Annotated in this window: 14 protein-coding genes and 2 tRNA genes; 11 read left to right on the forward strand and 5 right to left on the reverse strand. The window is 54.0% G+C overall.

The window, feature by feature from the left end; all coding sequences use genetic code 11:
- Window positions 1-52: 52 nt before the first annotated feature.
- The 4 genes from tig to ACN0VM_RS01225 form a co-directional block, all read right to left on the reverse strand.
- Complete coding sequence (gene tig, locus ACN0VM_RS01210; protein WP_417448998.1) at window positions 53-1621, reverse strand: trigger factor; 1569 nt, start codon at window positions 1619-1621, stop codon at window positions 53-55.
- Between the two features lie 51 nt (window positions 1622-1672).
- Window positions 1673-1757, reverse strand: a tRNA-Leu gene (locus tag ACN0VM_RS01215).
- 170 nt (window positions 1758-1927) lie between these two features.
- Complete coding sequence (locus ACN0VM_RS01220) at window positions 1928-3424, reverse strand: NAD(P)H-hydrate dehydratase (protein WP_417448999.1); 1497 nt, start codon at window positions 3422-3424, stop codon at window positions 1928-1930.
- Between the two features lie 116 nt (window positions 3425-3540).
- Window positions 3541-3617: transfer RNA gene (locus ACN0VM_RS01225), tRNA-His, on the reverse strand.
- 264 nt (window positions 3618-3881) lie between these two features.
- Between ACN0VM_RS01225 and ACN0VM_RS01230 the strand changes: the two genes are divergently transcribed.
- From ACN0VM_RS01230 to ACN0VM_RS01240, 3 genes are all read left to right on the forward strand, one after another.
- On the forward strand, window positions 3882-4220 hold the full coding sequence (locus ACN0VM_RS01230; RefSeq protein ID WP_417449000.1) for a P-II family nitrogen regulator: 339 nt from the start codon (window positions 3882-3884) through the stop codon (window positions 4218-4220).
- A gap of 130 nt (window positions 4221-4350) precedes the next feature.
- Window positions 4351-5775 (forward strand): type I glutamate--ammonia ligase, encoded by a 1425-nt coding sequence (gene glnA / locus ACN0VM_RS01235; protein WP_417449001.1) that lies wholly within the window; start codon window positions 4351-4353, stop codon window positions 5773-5775.
- 175 nt (window positions 5776-5950) lie between these two features.
- Window positions 5951-6484, forward strand: a complete 534-nt coding sequence (locus ACN0VM_RS01240; protein WP_417449002.1) for a hypothetical protein — start codon at window positions 5951-5953, stop codon at window positions 6482-6484.
- A gap of 81 nt (window positions 6485-6565) precedes the next feature.
- Here ACN0VM_RS01240 and ACN0VM_RS01245 read toward each other — a convergent pair whose 3' ends face one another.
- Window positions 6566-6829, reverse strand: coding sequence for a hypothetical protein (locus ACN0VM_RS01245; protein ID WP_417449003.1), 264 nt, complete (start codon window positions 6827-6829; stop codon window positions 6566-6568).
- Between the two features lie 208 nt (window positions 6830-7037).
- On the opposite strand from ACN0VM_RS01245, the gene parE reads away from it, so the two are divergent.
- The 8 genes from parE to purF all read left to right on the forward strand — a co-directional run bounded on the left by parE (window position 7038) and on the right by purF (window position 16906).
- Complete coding sequence (gene parE, locus ACN0VM_RS01250; RefSeq protein WP_417449004.1) at window positions 7038-9014, forward strand: DNA topoisomerase IV subunit B; 1977 nt, start codon at window positions 7038-7040, stop codon at window positions 9012-9014.
- A gap of 325 nt (window positions 9015-9339) precedes the next feature.
- The gene (locus ACN0VM_RS01255) at window positions 9340-10599 is read left to right on the forward strand and encodes a DEAD/DEAH box helicase (RefSeq protein WP_417449005.1); all 1260 of its coding nucleotides are present in this window, start codon (window positions 9340-9342) and stop codon (window positions 10597-10599) included.
- A gap of 95 nt (window positions 10600-10694) precedes the next feature.
- Window positions 10695-11483, forward strand: coding sequence for an enoyl-CoA hydratase-related protein (locus ACN0VM_RS01260; RefSeq protein ID WP_417449006.1), 789 nt, complete (start codon window positions 10695-10697; stop codon window positions 11481-11483).
- Window positions 11484-11603: 120 nt separating this feature from the next.
- Window positions 11604-12386, forward strand: coding sequence for an MlaE family ABC transporter permease (locus ACN0VM_RS01265; protein ID WP_417449007.1), 783 nt, complete (start codon window positions 11604-11606; stop codon window positions 12384-12386).
- Window positions 12386-13162 (forward strand): ABC transporter ATP-binding protein, encoded by a 777-nt coding sequence (locus ACN0VM_RS01270; protein ID WP_417449008.1) that lies wholly within the window; start codon window positions 12386-12388, stop codon window positions 13160-13162. The genes ACN0VM_RS01265 and ACN0VM_RS01270 overlap by 1 nt, the downstream gene beginning before the upstream one ends.
- Before the next feature lie 13 nt (window positions 13163-13175).
- A complete protein-coding gene (gene radA / locus ACN0VM_RS01275; protein ID WP_417449009.1) occupies window positions 13176-14546 on the forward strand; it encodes a DNA repair protein RadA in 1371 nt (456 codons plus the stop codon).
- An 80-nt stretch (window positions 14547-14626) separates the two neighbouring features.
- The gene (locus ACN0VM_RS01280; RefSeq protein ID WP_417449034.1) at window positions 14627-15298 is read left to right on the forward strand and encodes a CvpA family protein; all 672 of its coding nucleotides are present in this window, start codon (window positions 14627-14629) and stop codon (window positions 15296-15298) included.
- A 132-nt stretch (window positions 15299-15430) separates the two neighbouring features.
- Window positions 15431-16906, forward strand: coding sequence for an amidophosphoribosyltransferase (purF, locus tag ACN0VM_RS01285; protein WP_417449010.1), 1476 nt, complete (start codon window positions 15431-15433; stop codon window positions 16904-16906).
- Window positions 16907-16909: the final 3 nt, after the last annotated feature.

The raw sequence follows: 16909 nt of genomic DNA on the forward strand, positions 1-16909 counted from the left end.
TCACGAAAAAAGGGGCCAATTGGCCCCTTTTCCACAGCGTTTCTGCAGAATGCTATTTATCAGCTTTCTTTGCCGGAGCCTTTTTAGCGGCAGGCTTTTTCGCTGATGCCTTCTTGGCTGGAGCCTTTTTTTCAGCGGCTTTCTTGGTCGGCGTTTTTTCTTCATCAGCCTTTTTGGCAGGAGCCTTCTTAGCTGGTGCCTTTTTCGCAGCAGGTTTCTTGGCCGCAGCTTTTTTCTTCGCCGGTGTTTTTTTCGTCTTGGCCGGGTTCGCATCTTCCTCGTCGATGGCGCGCACTGCCGCTTCGAGATCATCGCGGCTTACCGTTTTGTCGGTCAGCTTGGCCATCTCAAGAACGAAGTCGACAACCTTCTCTTCAAAGATAGGGGCACGCAATTGGGCACGAGCTTCTTCATTCTTCTGGTAGAATTCAAAAACCTGCGCCTCCTGGCCCGGGAAGCGGCGAGCTTCCTCGATAATGCGGCGATTTACCTCTTCCTGCGTAACCTGAACATTGTTTTTCACACCCAGTTCAGACAGCAGCAGGCCAAGGCGCACACGGCGCTCGGCAATGGAGTGGAACTCTTCTGCTTCGTCTTTGTCAGCAGGTTCGTCCTGGCCTTCAAAATCTTCCGGCTTTGCGTCACCACTTTGAATAGCGTCACGTTTGATTTGTTCCCAAATCTGACGATACTCGAGGTCAACCATGCCCGGAGGCACATCAAAGTCATATTCTTCAGCAAGAGCGTCCAGAAGGCCACGCTTCATGTGAGCGCGTGTCAGAGACTTGTTGTCGTTCTCAAGTTGCCCCTTAACCGATTCTTTCAGTGCATCAAGGCTATCGAATCCAAGGTTTTTAGCAAGGTCCTCGTCAATCTTGGCTTCAGACGGCCGACGCACTTCCTTAACCGTCACTTTGAACTCGGCGTCTTTACCCTTCAGCTCTTCCGAGTGATACTCAGCCGGGAAAGTCACTTTCACAACTTTCTCATCGCCTGCCTTCACGCCGGCAAGCTGCTCCTCAAAGCCGGGGATAAACGAGCCAGAACCAAGCTCAAGCTCATAATCTTCGCCATTACCACCCTCAAACTCAACACCGTCGACGCTACCCACAAAGTCGATCAGAACGGCATCACCTTCAGCGGCCTTAACGGTTTTAGCGGCTTTTTTGAATGTTTTCTGCTGGCCGGCAATACGCTCGACAAAAGCGTCAACATCGGCATCAGCAATCTCGGCAATCCAACGCTCAAGCGCGGGAGCTTTGAAATCGTCCACACTGATCTCAGGCAGTATCTCAACTTTGAGCGTATATTCGAGGTTTTTACCGTCCTCGTAATCGCCCATGTCCACCTCTGGGCGCAACGCAGGGCGGATTTCTTTTTCTTCAAAGAGTTTCGCGGAAGATTCCTGCATCGCTTCGTTCAGGACCTGGCCTTTTGCGCGGTCGCCATGCATGCGTTTAAGCAAGGAAATCGGCGCCTTACCAGGGCGGAAACCCTTGATTTTTGCAGTTGCACGGAACTCGTCCAGTACGGCGTCAAGCTTGGCATCAAGCTCAGAGGCTTCAACCACAATCTTGTATTCGCGTTTCAGGCCTTCGTTGAGCAGTTCTTCAATCTGCATAGGTCTTCCAACTCTCTTTATATTTTCCTAATCCAGTCATCCGGGGGATAATGGTGCGGGCGAAGGGACTTGAACCCCCACGTCCGAAGACACCAGAACCTAAATCTGGCGCGTCTACCAATTTCGCCACGCCCGCACTTATATTCCCTCGGGTGCCCGCCAATTATGCGTTCACGACCGGATTCATTACACGTGAATTGGACGGGCTTATAACAGGCGCGCGGCGGAGTACAAGTGTTTTTGTTATGTATTATTGAACTTTGATGTCGTTTTCAGGTCGGCGTTCCTCGGTCACCACATTGTTGCTTACGGCAAGACTGACGGCAACAGATCAATAAGGTCGGAGGCTATCAGGCCGCGCCCGGCGCGCATGCCCGCTTCGCCGTGTAGCCAAACCCCGGCGGACGCCGCCTCAAATGCCGGCATACCCTGCGCCATCAAGGCAGCGACAATACCGGCAAGCACATCGCCAGTACCTCCGACAGAAAGCCATGCTGGCGCATTCGCAGCAACAGACAGGCGACCATCCGGTGCGGCCACCATGGTTGAAACGCCCTTCAGTACAACTGTCATGCCCGACACTGCGGCAGCCCTACGAACGCCTTCCAAACGATCCGTCTCGATATCAATATCAGGAAAGAGACGTGCAAACTCACCGGCATGAGGGGTCAGAATGATCTCACCGGCAGCTTCACGCTGCTGAAGCTGATCAAATTTTCCGGCAATGCTACTCAGCGCATCAGCATCCAGAACAAGGCTATGACCACGAGACGCCACGTCGCCGATCAGATCAGCCGTATCCTGGCCAACACCGGCCCCGGGGCCCATAAGGACAACATTGATACGTGGATCTGCGGCCATGCCAAGAAAGCCGAACGCACTGTCGAACCGGCGCACCATAACATCGGTCAGCGCAGTCGCCTGAATGGCATAGGTTTCAGCAGGCGCAGCAAGAGTGACCAATCCTGCCCCAGCACGCAAAGCAGACATGCAGGCGAGCCGACACGCCCCCAATGTAGGCTCCTTCCCGCCAAGAACAAGCAAATGCCCCCTAGTATACTTGTGAGTTTCCGGCCCAGCAAAAGGAAACAAAGGGCCCCATAGCGAGGGAAGGTTTTCAAAAATCTGTGGCTTTATCTCTGCCAGGCTGCCGTTCGTGATTCCTATATCCACGACATGCGTGTGTTCAGCCCCGCCGCACAGAAACCGACCGGGCGCGATCACATGCCCTGGCTTGCGTTTGAAGAAGGTAACAGTGGCGTCCGCTTGGAAACAGGCGCCGAGCGGCATGCCTGTGAACGCGTCCAGCCCGCTTGGCACATCCACAGCAAGCCGAAAGGCTTCGTGCGCATTCGACTTTTCGACCAAATTTGCAATGCTGCCTTCCAGCGGCCGCACAAGGCCTGTTCCGAAGAGCGCGTCGATAATGGCAGATGCATCTGCAAGGTCTACCCTGCCCAGCTCCGTAGCCTGTCCTGCCCAACGCTCCGCCATGACGGCGGCATCGCCCTTGAGGCTATCCGGCGAGACAGCACTAACCAACTCAACCGCATACCCCCAACTATCAAGATAGCGGGCCGCCACATAACCGTCGCCACCATTGTTCCCCGGCCCACACAGCACAATAATTGTGCCGTCGCACTGTGCAGGCGTGCCAATATAACTGACGAGGATTTCTGCCACAGAGCGGCCAGCGGCTTCCATCAGGGCAAGGCTATCCACACCGTTTGATGATGCCCAAGCGTCTGCCTGACGCGCTTCCGTCGGCGTCAGTAAAATATGATCGTAAACGGACTCTGACACTGCCTCTCCCCCCTAGAAGAATCAGACCGGCGATTCGGCCTGGAATCATTGCAGAATCACAAGCAGTGTAACAAAAGAAAAAAGCCCCGAAAGGGGCTTGTTGAAAATTTTCAGAGTGGGGCGAGTGACCGGGATCGAACCGGCGACTTCCAGTACCACAAACTGGCGCTCTAACCAACTGAGCTACACCCGCCATCTCTGAAAACGTGGCGACTGTTTATGCGCATAGATGCGGCTTCGTCAAGCGTGAAGTTCCCAGATTATTTCCCAGATGTCATTTTTCTGCCAAAAGCCTGATCAAGGCTCACGCACTTGCACAAAAAATGTGCAATAAAACGCACAAAGAACAGTCAGTATGTATGTTACATATAGATCGAACCGCAAGTTTCTGCGCCGCTGCTACGTTGGCATGAACCCTGCTTTATCAATCATATAACTATAACAATGGTACCAGGAAATGAAGAAGATCGAAGCAATCATAAAGCCCTTTAAGCTTGATGAAGTGAAGGAAGCTCTTCACGATATCGGGATTTCGGGAATTACCGTGACCGAAGCCAAAGGTTTCGGGCGCCAGAAAGGCCACACAGAACTATATCGCGGCGCGGAATATGTGGTCGACTTTGTGCCGAAGGTAAAAGTAGAGGTCGTTGTTGCAGCTGATGAGGCCGAGCGCGCCGTGGAGGCGATAAAAAATGCTGCGCATACAGGCCGGATCGGCGACGGCAAGATATTTGTTAGTTCGGTCGAAGAAGCCATTCGCATCCGCACGGGCGAAACCGGGCGAGATGCCATTTAATTGGCACCGCAGTTCTCCATAACGGAAATGTAGTGCCAGAAATTTTGCTGACCCCTCCCCCGCACATGAGCTGTTTAGCTTTGTTCACGGACATGTCAGCAAAGGTCATTTAAAATAGGGAAATACGGAAATGTCCAAATACACCAATCTGAGTGTCGACGAATTCTTGAAGCTTGTAGAGGAAACCGGTGCCGAGTGGATCGACCTGCGCTTCACCGACCCAAAAGGAAAGTGGCAACACCTGACCATGGCGGCAGACGTCGTGGATGAAGACATGCTCACTGAAGGTTTTATGTTTGACGGCTCTTCCATTGCTGGCTGGAAAGCAATCAACGAATCGGACATGATGTTGAAGGCCGACCTCAACGCCGTAACCATCGACCCGTTTACAGCTGATGTAACCCTCATCGTCTTCTGTGACATTCTCGATCCCGCCACAGGCCAGCCTTATGATCGTGATCCTCGCTCAGTCGCGAAAAAAGCAGAGGAATATGTCAAGTTCTCCGGCGTGGGTGATACAGCTTTCTTCGGTCCAGAACCTGAATTCTTTGTTTTCGATGACGTAAAGTTCGGCACGGGTTACCGCGGTGCCATGTATGAGATCGACGATGTAGAGGGACCATATAATACAGCCAAGTCTTTTGAAGGTGGCAACTATGGACACCGCCCGGCGGCAAAAGGCGGCTACTTCCCGGTCGCGCCAGTAGACAGCTGTGTGGACCTGCGCGGTGAGATGGTCAAGACGGCCAAGGAAATGGGCCTCAAGATGGACAAACATCACCACGAAGTGGCCGCTTCCCAACATGAACTTGGCATGATGTTCTCAACATTGACCCAAACTGCGGACAACGTGCAGATTTACAAGTACGCCGTCCATCAGGTCGCCCACACTTACGGTAAAACAGCCACCTTCATGCCCAAGCCCGTTGCTCAGGACAATGGTTCGGGTATGCACGTCCACCAGTCGATCTGGCGAGACGGCAAGCCGCTTTTCGCTGGCTCAGGTTATGCTGACCTGTCCGAGACTGCGCTCTACTACATTGGCGGCATCATCAAGCACGCCAAAGCGATCAACGCCTTCACCAACCCGTCAACAAACAGCTACAAGCGTCTGGTTCCGGGCTTTGAGGCCCCTGTTCTACTGGCCTATTCTGCACGTAACCGCTCTGCATCCTGCCGTATTCCATACGGCGCAAGTGCAAAAGCGAAGCGTGTCGAAGTTCGCTTCCCCGATGCAACGGCAAACCCATACCTCGCCTTCGCTGCAATGTTGATGGCTGGTCTTGATGGCATTGAAAACAAGATCCACCCAGGCGACGCTATGGACAAGGATCTCTACGCCCTGCCCGCGGAGGAGCTGATGGGTGTACCAACAGTTGCCAGCTCGCTTCGCGAAGCCCTCGAAGCACTGCACAGCGACCGTGAATTCCTCAAAAAAGGCGATGTGTTCACCGACGATCAGATCAGCGCTTACATTGAATTGAAGATGGAAGAAGTGAATCGCCTCGACCTCACGCCGCACCCGGTTGAGTTCGAGATGTATTACAGCGCATAACTGCTGCAAAAGTGTCACAGGTGGGGGAGCGCAGTGCGCTCCCCTTTCTATTTTGCAAAAAAAATCTGTAGATTCCGCCATGTTTACTATTTAACAACGCGTCAACTATAAGGTGAGGCCAAAGCACACATTGAAAGATTGTTTTGCAACGCAATGAAGGACAGGCATCAGTTTCATGCAAATTGAGTATACCGCTGAACAGGCCGCCATCCAGCCCCGCCTAGCCAGTGCCAACATTAACTCTGAAACTTTTTTAGCTACAGACTATCTCAATCATTTCAACGAGATAGTAATGTTGCTTGAGATGATTCCTGACATGCCGGAGTTAGCAGAAGACGCGGCAGACTGGGCACCCAAAAGCTACACCCAGCACTTTCTGGATAGTGGCTTCCAAGCCAAGGAATTAGCGGTACAGGCTTATGATCTCGCCCCTAGCCTCGTACGGGCTCAATTTGAACATATCTGCGCCGAACTCGACAAATTGATCCAAGGCACCCTTGCCGGTATGGCCGCTGTCAATGTAGCAGAACGAGGCTTCACGCCGCAGGCTCAAGAACTCATTCGTATCCGCATTGAGGCGATCCAGGGTCTTCTGATGAAGCTCAATCAAGTGATTCATGGCAAGTTCGACGGCGACATAGATTTGCCGGAAGAGGTTGTGGACGATAGTGCACAAACTCAGGAAGATATCGACAAGTTGTTCGATTAAAAAGAGACCTGATCATCATGGGACTGCTGGGGTCAGGCGTCCTGTTAACCCCATCACTTTCCGCGCGTCAGACGACGATCATCAGACGGCCGGCCGAAAATCCTCGCCTTCCTCAATCACCGCCAGCGATACTGTTTTCTTAAGGTCGGGGTGCCCCTCACGAGAGAGGCTCACCAGCGGGTAACTACTAGCACCAACGCTGCTGATACGTTCAACAACCCATACAGACGACTGATGGTTGCGTGCCATGTACCGCGCACCCACGATCACGCCGGGCTCATGCTCCCGCACGGCATCGCCCCTGAACAGGCGTTTCAGCAGACCGACCGAGCTATCCTTGTGCATGGTATTTCTCCGGGATGTTGCGCTGCAGCCAAAGCTACGCACAACCCCTTAAATAAGTTTTAAACCTTGCTGATAGTGTAAGTATATTTTTGCAAAACACACACTATATTTTCTTTAGGTTGCGCGCACACACCCTATATATTGTTCCGCTTGACGCGGACGCCGGGCTGGTTTACCCCCTTTTTATACGTGATTTTCAGGGTGGGTTATGAGCGATCTGTTTGAAGTAACACAGACTAAATCAGACTATTCCGCAAAAGATATTGAGGTTCTTGAAGGGCTTGAACCTGTCCGGCAACGGCCCGGTATGTATATTGGCGGAACGGATGAGCGTGCGCTACACCATCTGGTGGCAGAAATTCTGGATAACTCGATGGATGAGGCGGTCGCGGGACACGCCAGTCGTATCATCGTCGCATTGAATGAAGACGGCTCGGTTTCCATTTCTGATAATGGTCGCGGCATCCCGACTGATCCGCATCCCAAATACCCTGAAAAATCAGCGCTGGAAGTGATCATGACCACGCTGCACTCGGGCGGCAAATTCAGTTCTGATGCCTATGCCACATCCGGCGGATTGCATGGCGTGGGTATTTCGGTGGTAAACGCGCTTAGTGAATGGATGACAGTTGAGGTTGCTCGCGACCGAAATCTCTGGCGTCAAGGTTATGCCCGCGGCAAGACGACAACTGCACTTGAAGATATGGGCCCGGTAAACAACCGGCGCGGCACGCAGGTCAGCTTCCTGCCGGATCACGAAATTTTTGGCACAAAAGCCAAGCTCAAACCGTCGCGCATTTACCGCATGGTGCGCTCAAAGGCATATCTTTATCGTGGTGTGGAAATCCGTTTCCGTTGCGCGCCTGAACTGATTGAAGCAGATGACGATACCCCCCAGGAAGCTACGCTGCACTTCCCCGGCGGCCTCTCGGACTTTTTGCAGGATACACTCAAAAAGCGCACATGCGTGACCCCGGAACCGTTCAGCGGTTTTGTGAAGTTCCCTGAAGACGCGGGCCGTGTTGAATGGGCTATCCACTGGCCTGAGTTTGGTGATGGCTTTTCCAACAGCTATTGTAACACGATCCCGACACCGCAGGGCGGCACGCATGAAAATGGAATGCGGAGTGCACTCCTGCGCGGCCTCAAGGCCTATGCAGAGCTCACCAATAACAAAAAAGCCACCCAGCTTACAGGGGATGATGTCTATGGTTGCTCATGCGCCATGTTGTCAGTTTTCATTCGCGATCCTCAGTTTCAGGGCCAGACGAAAGACAAGCTCTCGACTTCGGACGCTTTCCGCCTGACGGAAAACGCCATCCGTGACGCCTTTGACCACTGGCTAGGCGATCACCCTGACCGTGCCAACAACTTGCTGACCTGGGCGCTTGAGCGCCTTGAAGAACGCCTGCGCCGCAAGCAGGAACGTGAGATCAAACGCAAAACTGCTGTTGGTAAACGCAAATTGCGCCTGCCGGGCAAACTTACGGATTGCTCAAGCGAAAGTCCCGACGGGACGGAAATATACATCGTGGAAGGTGATTCGGCTGGTGGCTCCGCCAAACAGGCCCGGGACCGCAAGACACAGGCGGTGTTGCCAATACGGGGTAAAATCCTCAACGTGGCCTCTGCGACCCGCGATAAAATTGCTGCTAATAGCGAAATCCGCGATCTTATACAGGCGTTGGGCTGTGGCACACGTGACGGTTACGATAGCGCGGCATTGCGCTACGAAAAAGTCATCATCATGACCGATGCTGATGTCGATGGCGCCCATATCGCCACCCTTCTCATGACCTTCTTCTTTCAAGAAATGCCCGGCATGGTAAGGGATGGTCGGCTCTACCTCGCCATGCCGCCGCTGTACCGCATCGCACAAGGCGGCAAGGTGATCTATGCCCGTGACGATGCGCACAAGGACGAACTGATGGCGACCGAATTTTCCGGGCGAGGTAAGATTGAGATCAGCCGCTTCAAAGGCCTTGGAGAGATGCCGCCAGGCCAGTTGAAGGAAACCACGATGGCGACCAAAAACCGCACCCTGCTGCGCGTTACCCTACCAGCAGAATATGGCGAGCGAGCGGTTGTCAATCAACTGGTCGATGACCTGATGGGCAAAAAGCCGGAAAAACGTTTCGAATTCATCCGCGACAACGCCACCGAAGTCGCGGACCTCGACATTTAGGCGCGTCATAACGACGCAAGAGAGGCGTTGAATATATCTGAGGCATCAGAAAGCCATAACCAGGCGCTTATGCCAAATTTCCCGCCGTCGTATCCGCCCACATCAGATAAATTGTCATGAGACCACATGAGCCATGCAATGACTTTAAACCCACATCTGAAGTGCCCGACTGACCTCTGGTGTAGCCAAGTGTCACATAAAAGTGCCGGTAGAAGCATAATTGCATTAGCCTTTAAAGTCATTAAGCCGTATCCCGCATTGACATTGCGCCCTGCACACCTATGCTGCGCCTCAAATTTGTAGCGAATAAATTGAGAAGATGCGAATGGGTTTCGACCGCCTTGGACTGAGCGAACCGACAATGAAAGCCGTGAATGAGGCTGGCTATACTGAGCCAACTCCCATTCAGGCACAAGCAATCCCGCAGGTTTTAATGGGCCGTGACGTGTTGGGTATCGCCCAGACAGGCACGGGCAAGACCGCCTCCTTCACCCTGCCGATGATCGATATTCTATCGGAAGGCCGCTCCCGTGCCCGCATGCCGCGCTCCCTTATTCTGGAGCCCACACGCGAACTGGCCGCACAGGTTGCAGAAAACTTCGAAAAATACGGGAAAGAGCACAAGCTCACCATGGCTCTTCTGATCGGCGGTGTGAATTTTGCGGATCAGGAAAAACTGCTTGACCGTGGCGTGGACGTGCTGATTGCAACGCCTGGCCGCCTGCTGGACCATTTCCAGCGTGGAAAGCTTTTGCTGAATGGCATCGATATTCTTGTGATCGATGAAGCTGATCGTATGCTCGACATGGGTTTCATTCCCGATGTCGAGAAAATTTGCGAATGCATCACCAAAAAACACCAGACACTCTTTTTCTCAGCTACCATGCCGCCTCCGATCGAAAAACTGACCAAAAAGTTTCTTGACGACCCGAAATTTATCGAGGTCGAGCGCGCGTCTATGACCGCAACTACAATCGAGCAAAAACTGGTAATGGTTCCTCCGCGTGACAAACGTAAAGCGCTGAGGAAACTGATCAAAGACGAGCCGGTCAAAAACGGTATCATTTTCTGCAACCGTAAAGTAGACGTGAAGGAAGTATATAATTCCCTCGCCCGTCACGGTTTCAACGTGGGTCAGCTCCATGGCGACATGGAACAAAGCGAGCGCCTTGAAGTCCTGCGACAGTTTAAAGCAAATGAACTTCAGCTCCTCTGTGCGTCCGACGTCGCCGCACGCGGCCTTGACATCGCAGATGTCAGCCACGTGTTTAACTTTGATGTGCCAAGCCACGCAGAGGATTATGTGCATCGGATCGGTCGCACAGGTCGTGCCGGACGAAAAGGCAAAGCCTTCACAATTACGACCAGCGGTAAAGCTGACACCAAATTTGTCGATGCAATTGAAAAGATGCTCGGCGAAAAGTTGCCGCGTCAGGAAAAAATCAACCTTGAGCCACCTAAGCCTAAGGTCGCGGCAGACGACATGCCGAAAAAACCTTTTGTTGGCATGGGTCCCCACGTACCGGCTTTTCTTGCACGCCCGGTATCACTTAGTCGCAGCAAGTCCGACGAAACGTCCGCCTAAACAGGATATTCGGCAACCATTCGATTGAGCGGTTGCCGCCAGCCTGCCCTGCCCTAAATCATGCACAACGCACTTATCCGGGGAGGACGTACACCATGGCTGAATTTGACACCCTCATTCTTGATATCACCGACGGCTTGGCAACAATCAGTCTAAACAGGCCTGACCGCCTGAACGCGCTGTCAAACCAGCTTAAATCGGAGCTGCTTGAAGCGATAAGGCATATCGCTAACCCGGACAGCGGCGTTCGTGCCCTCCTGATCACCGGCGAGGGCCGCGCCTTTTGTTCCGGTGCTGACCTCGCGGAAGGTGGCATGAATGCGGACCGCGACATGGGTGCCAATCTCCTCGCCACCTATCACCCGATTCTTTTGGAGCTTGCCGCGCTTGAGATACCGGTTATTTCCGCAGTTAACGGTGTAGCTGCAGGCGCGGGTATGAGCATCGCCATTTCCGCTGATATCGTAATCGCCGCCCGTTCAGCCTATTTCCTGCAGGCTTTTGTCAATATCGGGCTTGTGCCGGATGCTGGCAGCACCTTTATTCTGCCGCGCCTGGTGGGCACCGCTCGTGCACGTGCCATGATGATGCTGGGGGAGCGCCTGCCCGCCGAAAAAGCACTTGAGTGGGGGCTTGTTTATGACGTCGTCGATGATGACAAACTAATGGAAACCGCATCGGCACTCGCCCGCAAGCTGGCCGGCGGCCCTACAATTGCACTCTCCGGCATACGTAAACTTATCGCCGACAGCCACGATAACAGCTACTCTGAGCAACTCACCGCCGAAGCTATGGCTCAGCGAAAAGCCGGGCGTACCAACGATTGTGTAGAGGGCGTTACGGCCTTCGTTCAGAAACGCGAAGCCAATTTCACCGGACGCTGAGTACCGCTTATAACTAATTTCAAATTAGGGGTCGCCAAATCGCCACTTTTCATTTCTATTCGGGGGCGTTACAAAGACATAATATGCATAAGAACATAACGGCAACAAAGGCTCTTTTCCGTGGTTAATCCGCTCGCGCTTGTTGGTCAGGTTTTTCTGGCTGCTCTGGCTGAAATCGGCCGTATGTCCCGCTTTGGGGGCTCGGCTATTGTCTCGATCGTCACACCGCCGATATATTGGCGGCATGTATTTCAGCAAATGTGGCTGATCGGCTATAACAGTCTTCCTGTGGTCGGCCTTACCGCCCTCTTCACCGGCGCAGCCCTTGCGCAGCAGATATATGTGGGCGGCAGTCGCTTCAACGCCTCATCGGTCGTGCCCGGCGTGGTGGTAATTGCCATCGTCAGGGAACTAGGGCCGGTGCTTGGTGGCCTGATGGTCGCAGGCCGCGTCTCCAGCGCGATGGCTGCTGAACTCGGAACCATGCGGGTGACTGAGCAAATCGACGCTCTTGTAACGCTTTCAACCGACCCCTTCAAATATCTGGTGGCGCCGCGCCTTGTTGCTGCGGTGCTGACGCTGCCACTATTGGTGCTTGTCGCGAATATAATCGGCGTCCTTGGCGGTTTCCTGATTGGCACGGAACGCCTTGACCTCAATCCCGCAACTTACCTGAAAGTCACTGTGGATTTTCTGGAACAAACAGATGTGGTCTCCTCTCTCGTCAAAGCCGCTGTCTTTGGCTTCTTTATCGCACTCATGGGAAGCTATTACGGTTACAAAAGCCGCGGCGGTGCGCAGGGCGTCGGCAAAGCCACGACAAATGCCGTCGTTTCCGCCTTTATCGCCATTCTACTCTCCAACCTCATTATCACCGTGATCGTGTTCGGAGGGAAAGGCTGATGAACAAAAAAACGATGATCAGGCTTGAAAACGTCCATAAAAGCTTCGGGCCCAAGCAGGTCTTAAAGGGTATCGACCTGTCCGTCGCCAAAGGCGAATCAATGGTGATAATCGGCGGCTCGGGCACAGGAAAGTCCGTTATGCTGAAGTGCATCCTTGGCCTGCTGACTCCGGAAAAAGGCAAGGTTTGGGTCAACGAAGAGGATGTCACACACCTTCGAGGCCGCGCGCGCAAGGGTGTCATGAGCAAATTTGGCATGCTGTTTCAGGGCGCGGCCCTGTTTGACAGCCTGCCCGTTTGGGAAAATGTCGCCTTCGGCTTGATACAGGGGCAAGGCATGAACAAAGCCGATGCCAGAGAAATTGCTATCGAGAAACTGCGCCGGGTCGGCTTGTCTCCGGACGTAGGCGAACTGTCGCCTGCTGAACTGTCAGGTGGCATGCAAAAGCGGGTTGGTCTTGCACGTGCTATCGCCAGCGAGCCTGAGATTATCTTCTTTGATGAACCCACAACCGGTCTTGACCCCATCATGGCAGACGTGATCAACGACCTGATTGTTGAATGTGTTCAGGACCTCGGTGCAACAACGCTGTCGATCACTCACGACATGGCGAGCGCCCGCAAGATCGCCGACCGCATCGCAATGCTCTACCACGGTGAGATTATCTGGGAAGGGTCCAAGGCCGACGTGGACAACTCTGGCAGTGAATATGTGGACCAGTTTATCCATGGCCGCGCGCAAGGCCCTATTGAAATGGAAATCCTAAAACTCTGATGGCCCGAGATTTATGGCAAAGAAACTGACATCCTATGTTTGCGCCTCCTGTGGTGCCGCCTACCGGCGCTGGCAGGGCAAGTGTGATGAGTGCGACGGCTGGAACACCATCGTCGAGGAAAAGGCCGCAGTCTCAGGCGCACCCAAGGGCTTATCGGGCAAAAAAGGCCGCTCGGTCAATTTTGTCTCGCTTGACACCCCGCTTGAAGAAGCGCCGCGCATCATGACAAGCATAGCAGAGTTTGACCGCGCGCTTGGCGGTGGCCTTGTGCCTGGCAGTGCCATCCTTATTGGCGGCGATCCGGGTATCGGCAAATCCACCATCCTCTTGCAGGCCATGGGTAAAATGGCGCTCAACGGCGAAGACTGCGTCTATATCTCTGGCGAGGAAGCAACGGCGCAAATCCAGATGCGCGCCAACCGGCTTGGGCTCAAAGGCGCACCGCTCAAGCTTGGTTGCGAAACCAGCCTGCGAGACATCCTGACGTCGCTTGACGAAGGCAAACCCCCGCGCGTGGTGGTGATAGACAGTATCCAAACCCTGTTTGCCGATCATGTAGAATCTGCGCCCGGTACCGTTAGTCAGGTGCGGGTGTGTGCCCATGAACTGATCAGCTTCGCCAAGCGCAAAGGTACTGTTGTTCTTCTCGTCGGCCATGTCACCAAAGACGGTCAGATAGCGGGGCCACGCGTTCTGGAACATATGGTAGACACCGTGCTGTATTTTGAGGGCGACCGCGGCCACCAGTTCCGCATTCTGCGTGCGGTAAAGAACCGCTTTGGTGGTACTGACGAAATTGGTGTTTTTGAGATGACGGGTGTCGGACTGAATGAAGTGAGCAATCCGTCTGCGCTGTTTCTCGCCGACCATAACTCTCGTGAGCCCGGCTCCGCAGTTTTCGCCGGCATCGAAGGCTCCCGCCCCGTGCTCGTTGAAATCCAGGCACTTGTAGCGCGGTCATCCGCCGCCAATCCGCGCCGCGCCGTGGTGGGCTGGGACAGCGGCCGCCTTGCCATGGTGCTTGCAGTTCTTGACGCCCGTGCGGGGCTTGGGCTTGCCGGATGCGATGTTTATCTCAATGTGGCAGGCGGGCTCAAGATAACCGAACCGGCAGCCGACCTCGCGGTCGCAGCAGCGCTTATTTCAAGCTTGTCGCAAACAGCACTGCCAGATGAGACTGTGGTGTTCGGTGAAATCAGCCTTTCAGGCGACGTGCGCAGTGTTTCGCAGACCGAAGCACGGCTAAAGGAATCCGCCAAGCTTGGCTTTTCCGGCGCACTAACACCCAAGGTGAAGAAAAATAGCGTAAAAGCGATCAAACAGCAGACGATCGCACGCGTCGGTGACCTTGTGGCCCAGTTTTTCCCACATGGGGTTGAATAATCGCGTTTTGCGGCGGAATGCCTTACAATGACCTGAACCCGTGCTTATATTTGCGCGAATAAGGAGAAACTGACTTGGATATGCAGGTAGATACCCTGACGGCTTTTGATGCCGCTGTATTGATCATCATTGGACTGTCGACCCTGTTTGCCTTTGGCCGTGGTTTTGCCACCGTAGCGCTGTCTTTTGGCGCTTGGGCCGGTGCGCTTCTCGCCACCGTTTTTGGTTTCGAATTCACAAAGGAATATGGCCGCGACCTCATTCAGCCGCCGGAACTTGCCGACCTGCTGACCCTTGCCGTCATCTTCTTTGTCACGCTCTTTATCCTCAAGCAACTGGCCGAATTTATCGGCGGCATGGTCAAGGATAGCCCGGTGGGCCTTCTTGACCGGTCACTTGGCGCCCTTTTTGGATTGTTGCGCGGCGTCGTCATCGTGTCGGTTATCTATCTTGGCTTCGACAAACTGTTTCCTTCCTCAAGCCAGCCCGACTGGATCAAGGAGGCGCGGACCCGCCCGCTTGTGGCGTGGTCGGCCGGTATGATTGAAGGTTTTGCATCGGAAGCCATGGGCAAAGCCCCCACCGATGTGGGAGACGATTATATGCAACGCGCCGCCGGTGCCGTGCAAAGCCAGTTCATCAACGAAAAGCTTGAGGAACAAGCCGCAAAATATATTGAGGATCAACGCGACCAACTTGATGAGCTTGTCGACGAGCTTGCGAAAGAAAAGAAGAAAAACGGTGGTAGTTGAGCAAGGGTCTTGTCTTTTTGCTGCAATATTTCTGTAATTCCTATTTATCCCTATGCAGCGGTCTTCTCAGGCGATATACGGGGCGTGCAACACACCAAAGCACCACGCCCAAGGCAGGAATGACGAATAGCCATGAAGCATCCTGAATTCACCACCAATCCCTTTGATGACGACAAGCTGCATGAAGAATGTGGCGTATTCGGCATCTTCGGCACCCCCGACGCAACCGCTCACTGTACACTCGGCCTGCACGCTCTGCAGCACCGGGGGCAAGAAGCCGCAGGAATAACCGCCTTCGACGGTGAAAACTTCGCCACCAAACGTGTGCTCGGCCATGTCGCCGATAACTTCACCAGCAAGGAAGTGATCGACAGCCTGCCCGGTTCCGCGGCCATTGGGCATACCCGATACTCCACGACCGGCGACACGATGCTGCGCAACTGCCAGCCGCTGTTTGCTGAGTTTTCGTCCGGCGGCTTTGCCGTCGCCCACAACGGTAACCTCACGAACGCAACGCACCTGAGGAAATCTCTCGTGCAGCGTGGCTCCATCTTCCAGTCCACATCGGATTCCGAGGTCATCATTCACCTAATTGCCATGAGCCGCTACCGCACGCTTATGGACCGCTTCATTGATGCCCTGCGCCAGATTGAAGGTGCCTATTCACTGGTATCGCTGACCAAGGAAGGCCTGATCGGCGTGCGTGATCCCATGGGCGTACGCCCCCTGGTACTGGGCAAACTGGATGATGCTTATATCATGTGCTCGGAGACCTGTGCGCTTGATATCATTGGTGCCGACTATGTGCGCGACATCGAGCCCGGCGAGCTTGTAATCATCACAAGCGACGGCATCAAAAGCCACAAACCCTTCCCCGAGGAGCATCCTCGCCCGTGTATTTTTGAGCATGTCTATTTCGCCCGCCCTGATAGCTACATGGATCATATGAGTGTCTATGAAGTCAGGAAGCGCATTGGTGCGGAGCTGGCGCAGGAAAACGGCGTGGACGCCGACCTTGTTATCCCGGTTCCCGACAGCGGCACGCCAGCCGCCATCGGCTACGCACAAGAATCAGGTATTCCGTTTGAACTCGGTATTATCCGCAACCACTATGTGGGCCGCACCTTCATTGAGCCAAGCGACCAGATTCGCCACTTTGGCGTGAAGCTGAAGCACAACGCCAACCGATGGCACATCGAAGGCAAACGCATTATCCTTGTAGACGACAGCATCGTGCGCGGCACGACGTCGATGAAAATCGTCAACATGATGCGCGAAGCGGGAGCGACCGAAGTACACATGCGTATCGCATCGCCGCCAACAGCACACAGCTGTTTCTACGGTGTGGATACGCCCGAGCGTAGCAAGCTTCTGGCCGCCCGTATGGATATTGAGGCCATGCGCCAGCATATCGGCGCAGATACCCTAGCCTTTCTCTCGATTGACGGGCTTTACCGCGCGGTCAACCTGCCAGACGGTCGAAACAATAAATGTCCGGCCTTCTGCGACGCCTGCTTTACGGGGGACTATCCCACCGTGCTGACGGATCAGTCCGAGACTGAGCGCAACGACAACCAACTCGATCTCATCGCATCCACAGGGGCTTGATCC

This window comes from Kordiimonas sp. (assembly GCF_048260245.1).
In the GTDB taxonomy this organism is placed as follows: Bacteria; Pseudomonadota; Alphaproteobacteria; order Sphingomonadales; family Kordiimonadaceae; genus Kordiimonas.

Coding starts and splice junctions, on each gene's coding strand:
- tig (WP_417448998.1), bottom strand. CDS start 1,621: ATGCAGATTGAAGAACTGCTCAACGAAGGCCTGAAACGCGAATACAAG.
- ACN0VM_RS01230 (WP_417449000.1), top strand. CDS start 3,882: ATGAAGAAGATCGAAGCAATCATAAAGCCCTTTAAGCTTGATGAAGTG.
- glnA (WP_417449001.1), top strand. CDS start 4,351: ATGTCCAAATACACCAATCTGAGTGTCGACGAATTCTTGAAGCTTGTA.
- ACN0VM_RS01240 (WP_417449002.1), top strand. CDS start 5,951: ATGCAAATTGAGTATACCGCTGAACAGGCCGCCATCCAGCCCCGCCTA.
- ACN0VM_RS01245 (WP_417449003.1), bottom strand. CDS start 6,829: ATGCACAAGGATAGCTCGGTCGGTCTGCTGAAACGCCTGTTCAGGGGC.
- parE (WP_417449004.1), top strand. CDS start 7,038: ATGAGCGATCTGTTTGAAGTAACACAGACTAAATCAGACTATTCCGCA.
- ACN0VM_RS01255 (WP_417449005.1), top strand. CDS start 9,340: ATGGGTTTCGACCGCCTTGGACTGAGCGAACCGACAATGAAAGCCGTG.
- ACN0VM_RS01260 (WP_417449006.1), top strand. CDS start 10,695: ATGGCTGAATTTGACACCCTCATTCTTGATATCACCGACGGCTTGGCA.
- ACN0VM_RS01270 (WP_417449008.1), top strand. CDS start 12,386: ATGAACAAAAAAACGATGATCAGGCTTGAAAACGTCCATAAAAGCTTC.
- radA (WP_417449009.1), top strand. CDS start 13,176: ATGGCAAAGAAACTGACATCCTATGTTTGCGCCTCCTGTGGTGCCGCC.
- ACN0VM_RS01280 (WP_417449034.1), top strand. CDS start 14,627: ATGCAGGTAGATACCCTGACGGCTTTTGATGCCGCTGTATTGATCATC.
- purF (WP_417449010.1), top strand. CDS start 15,431: ATGAAGCATCCTGAATTCACCACCAATCCCTTTGATGACGACAAGCTG.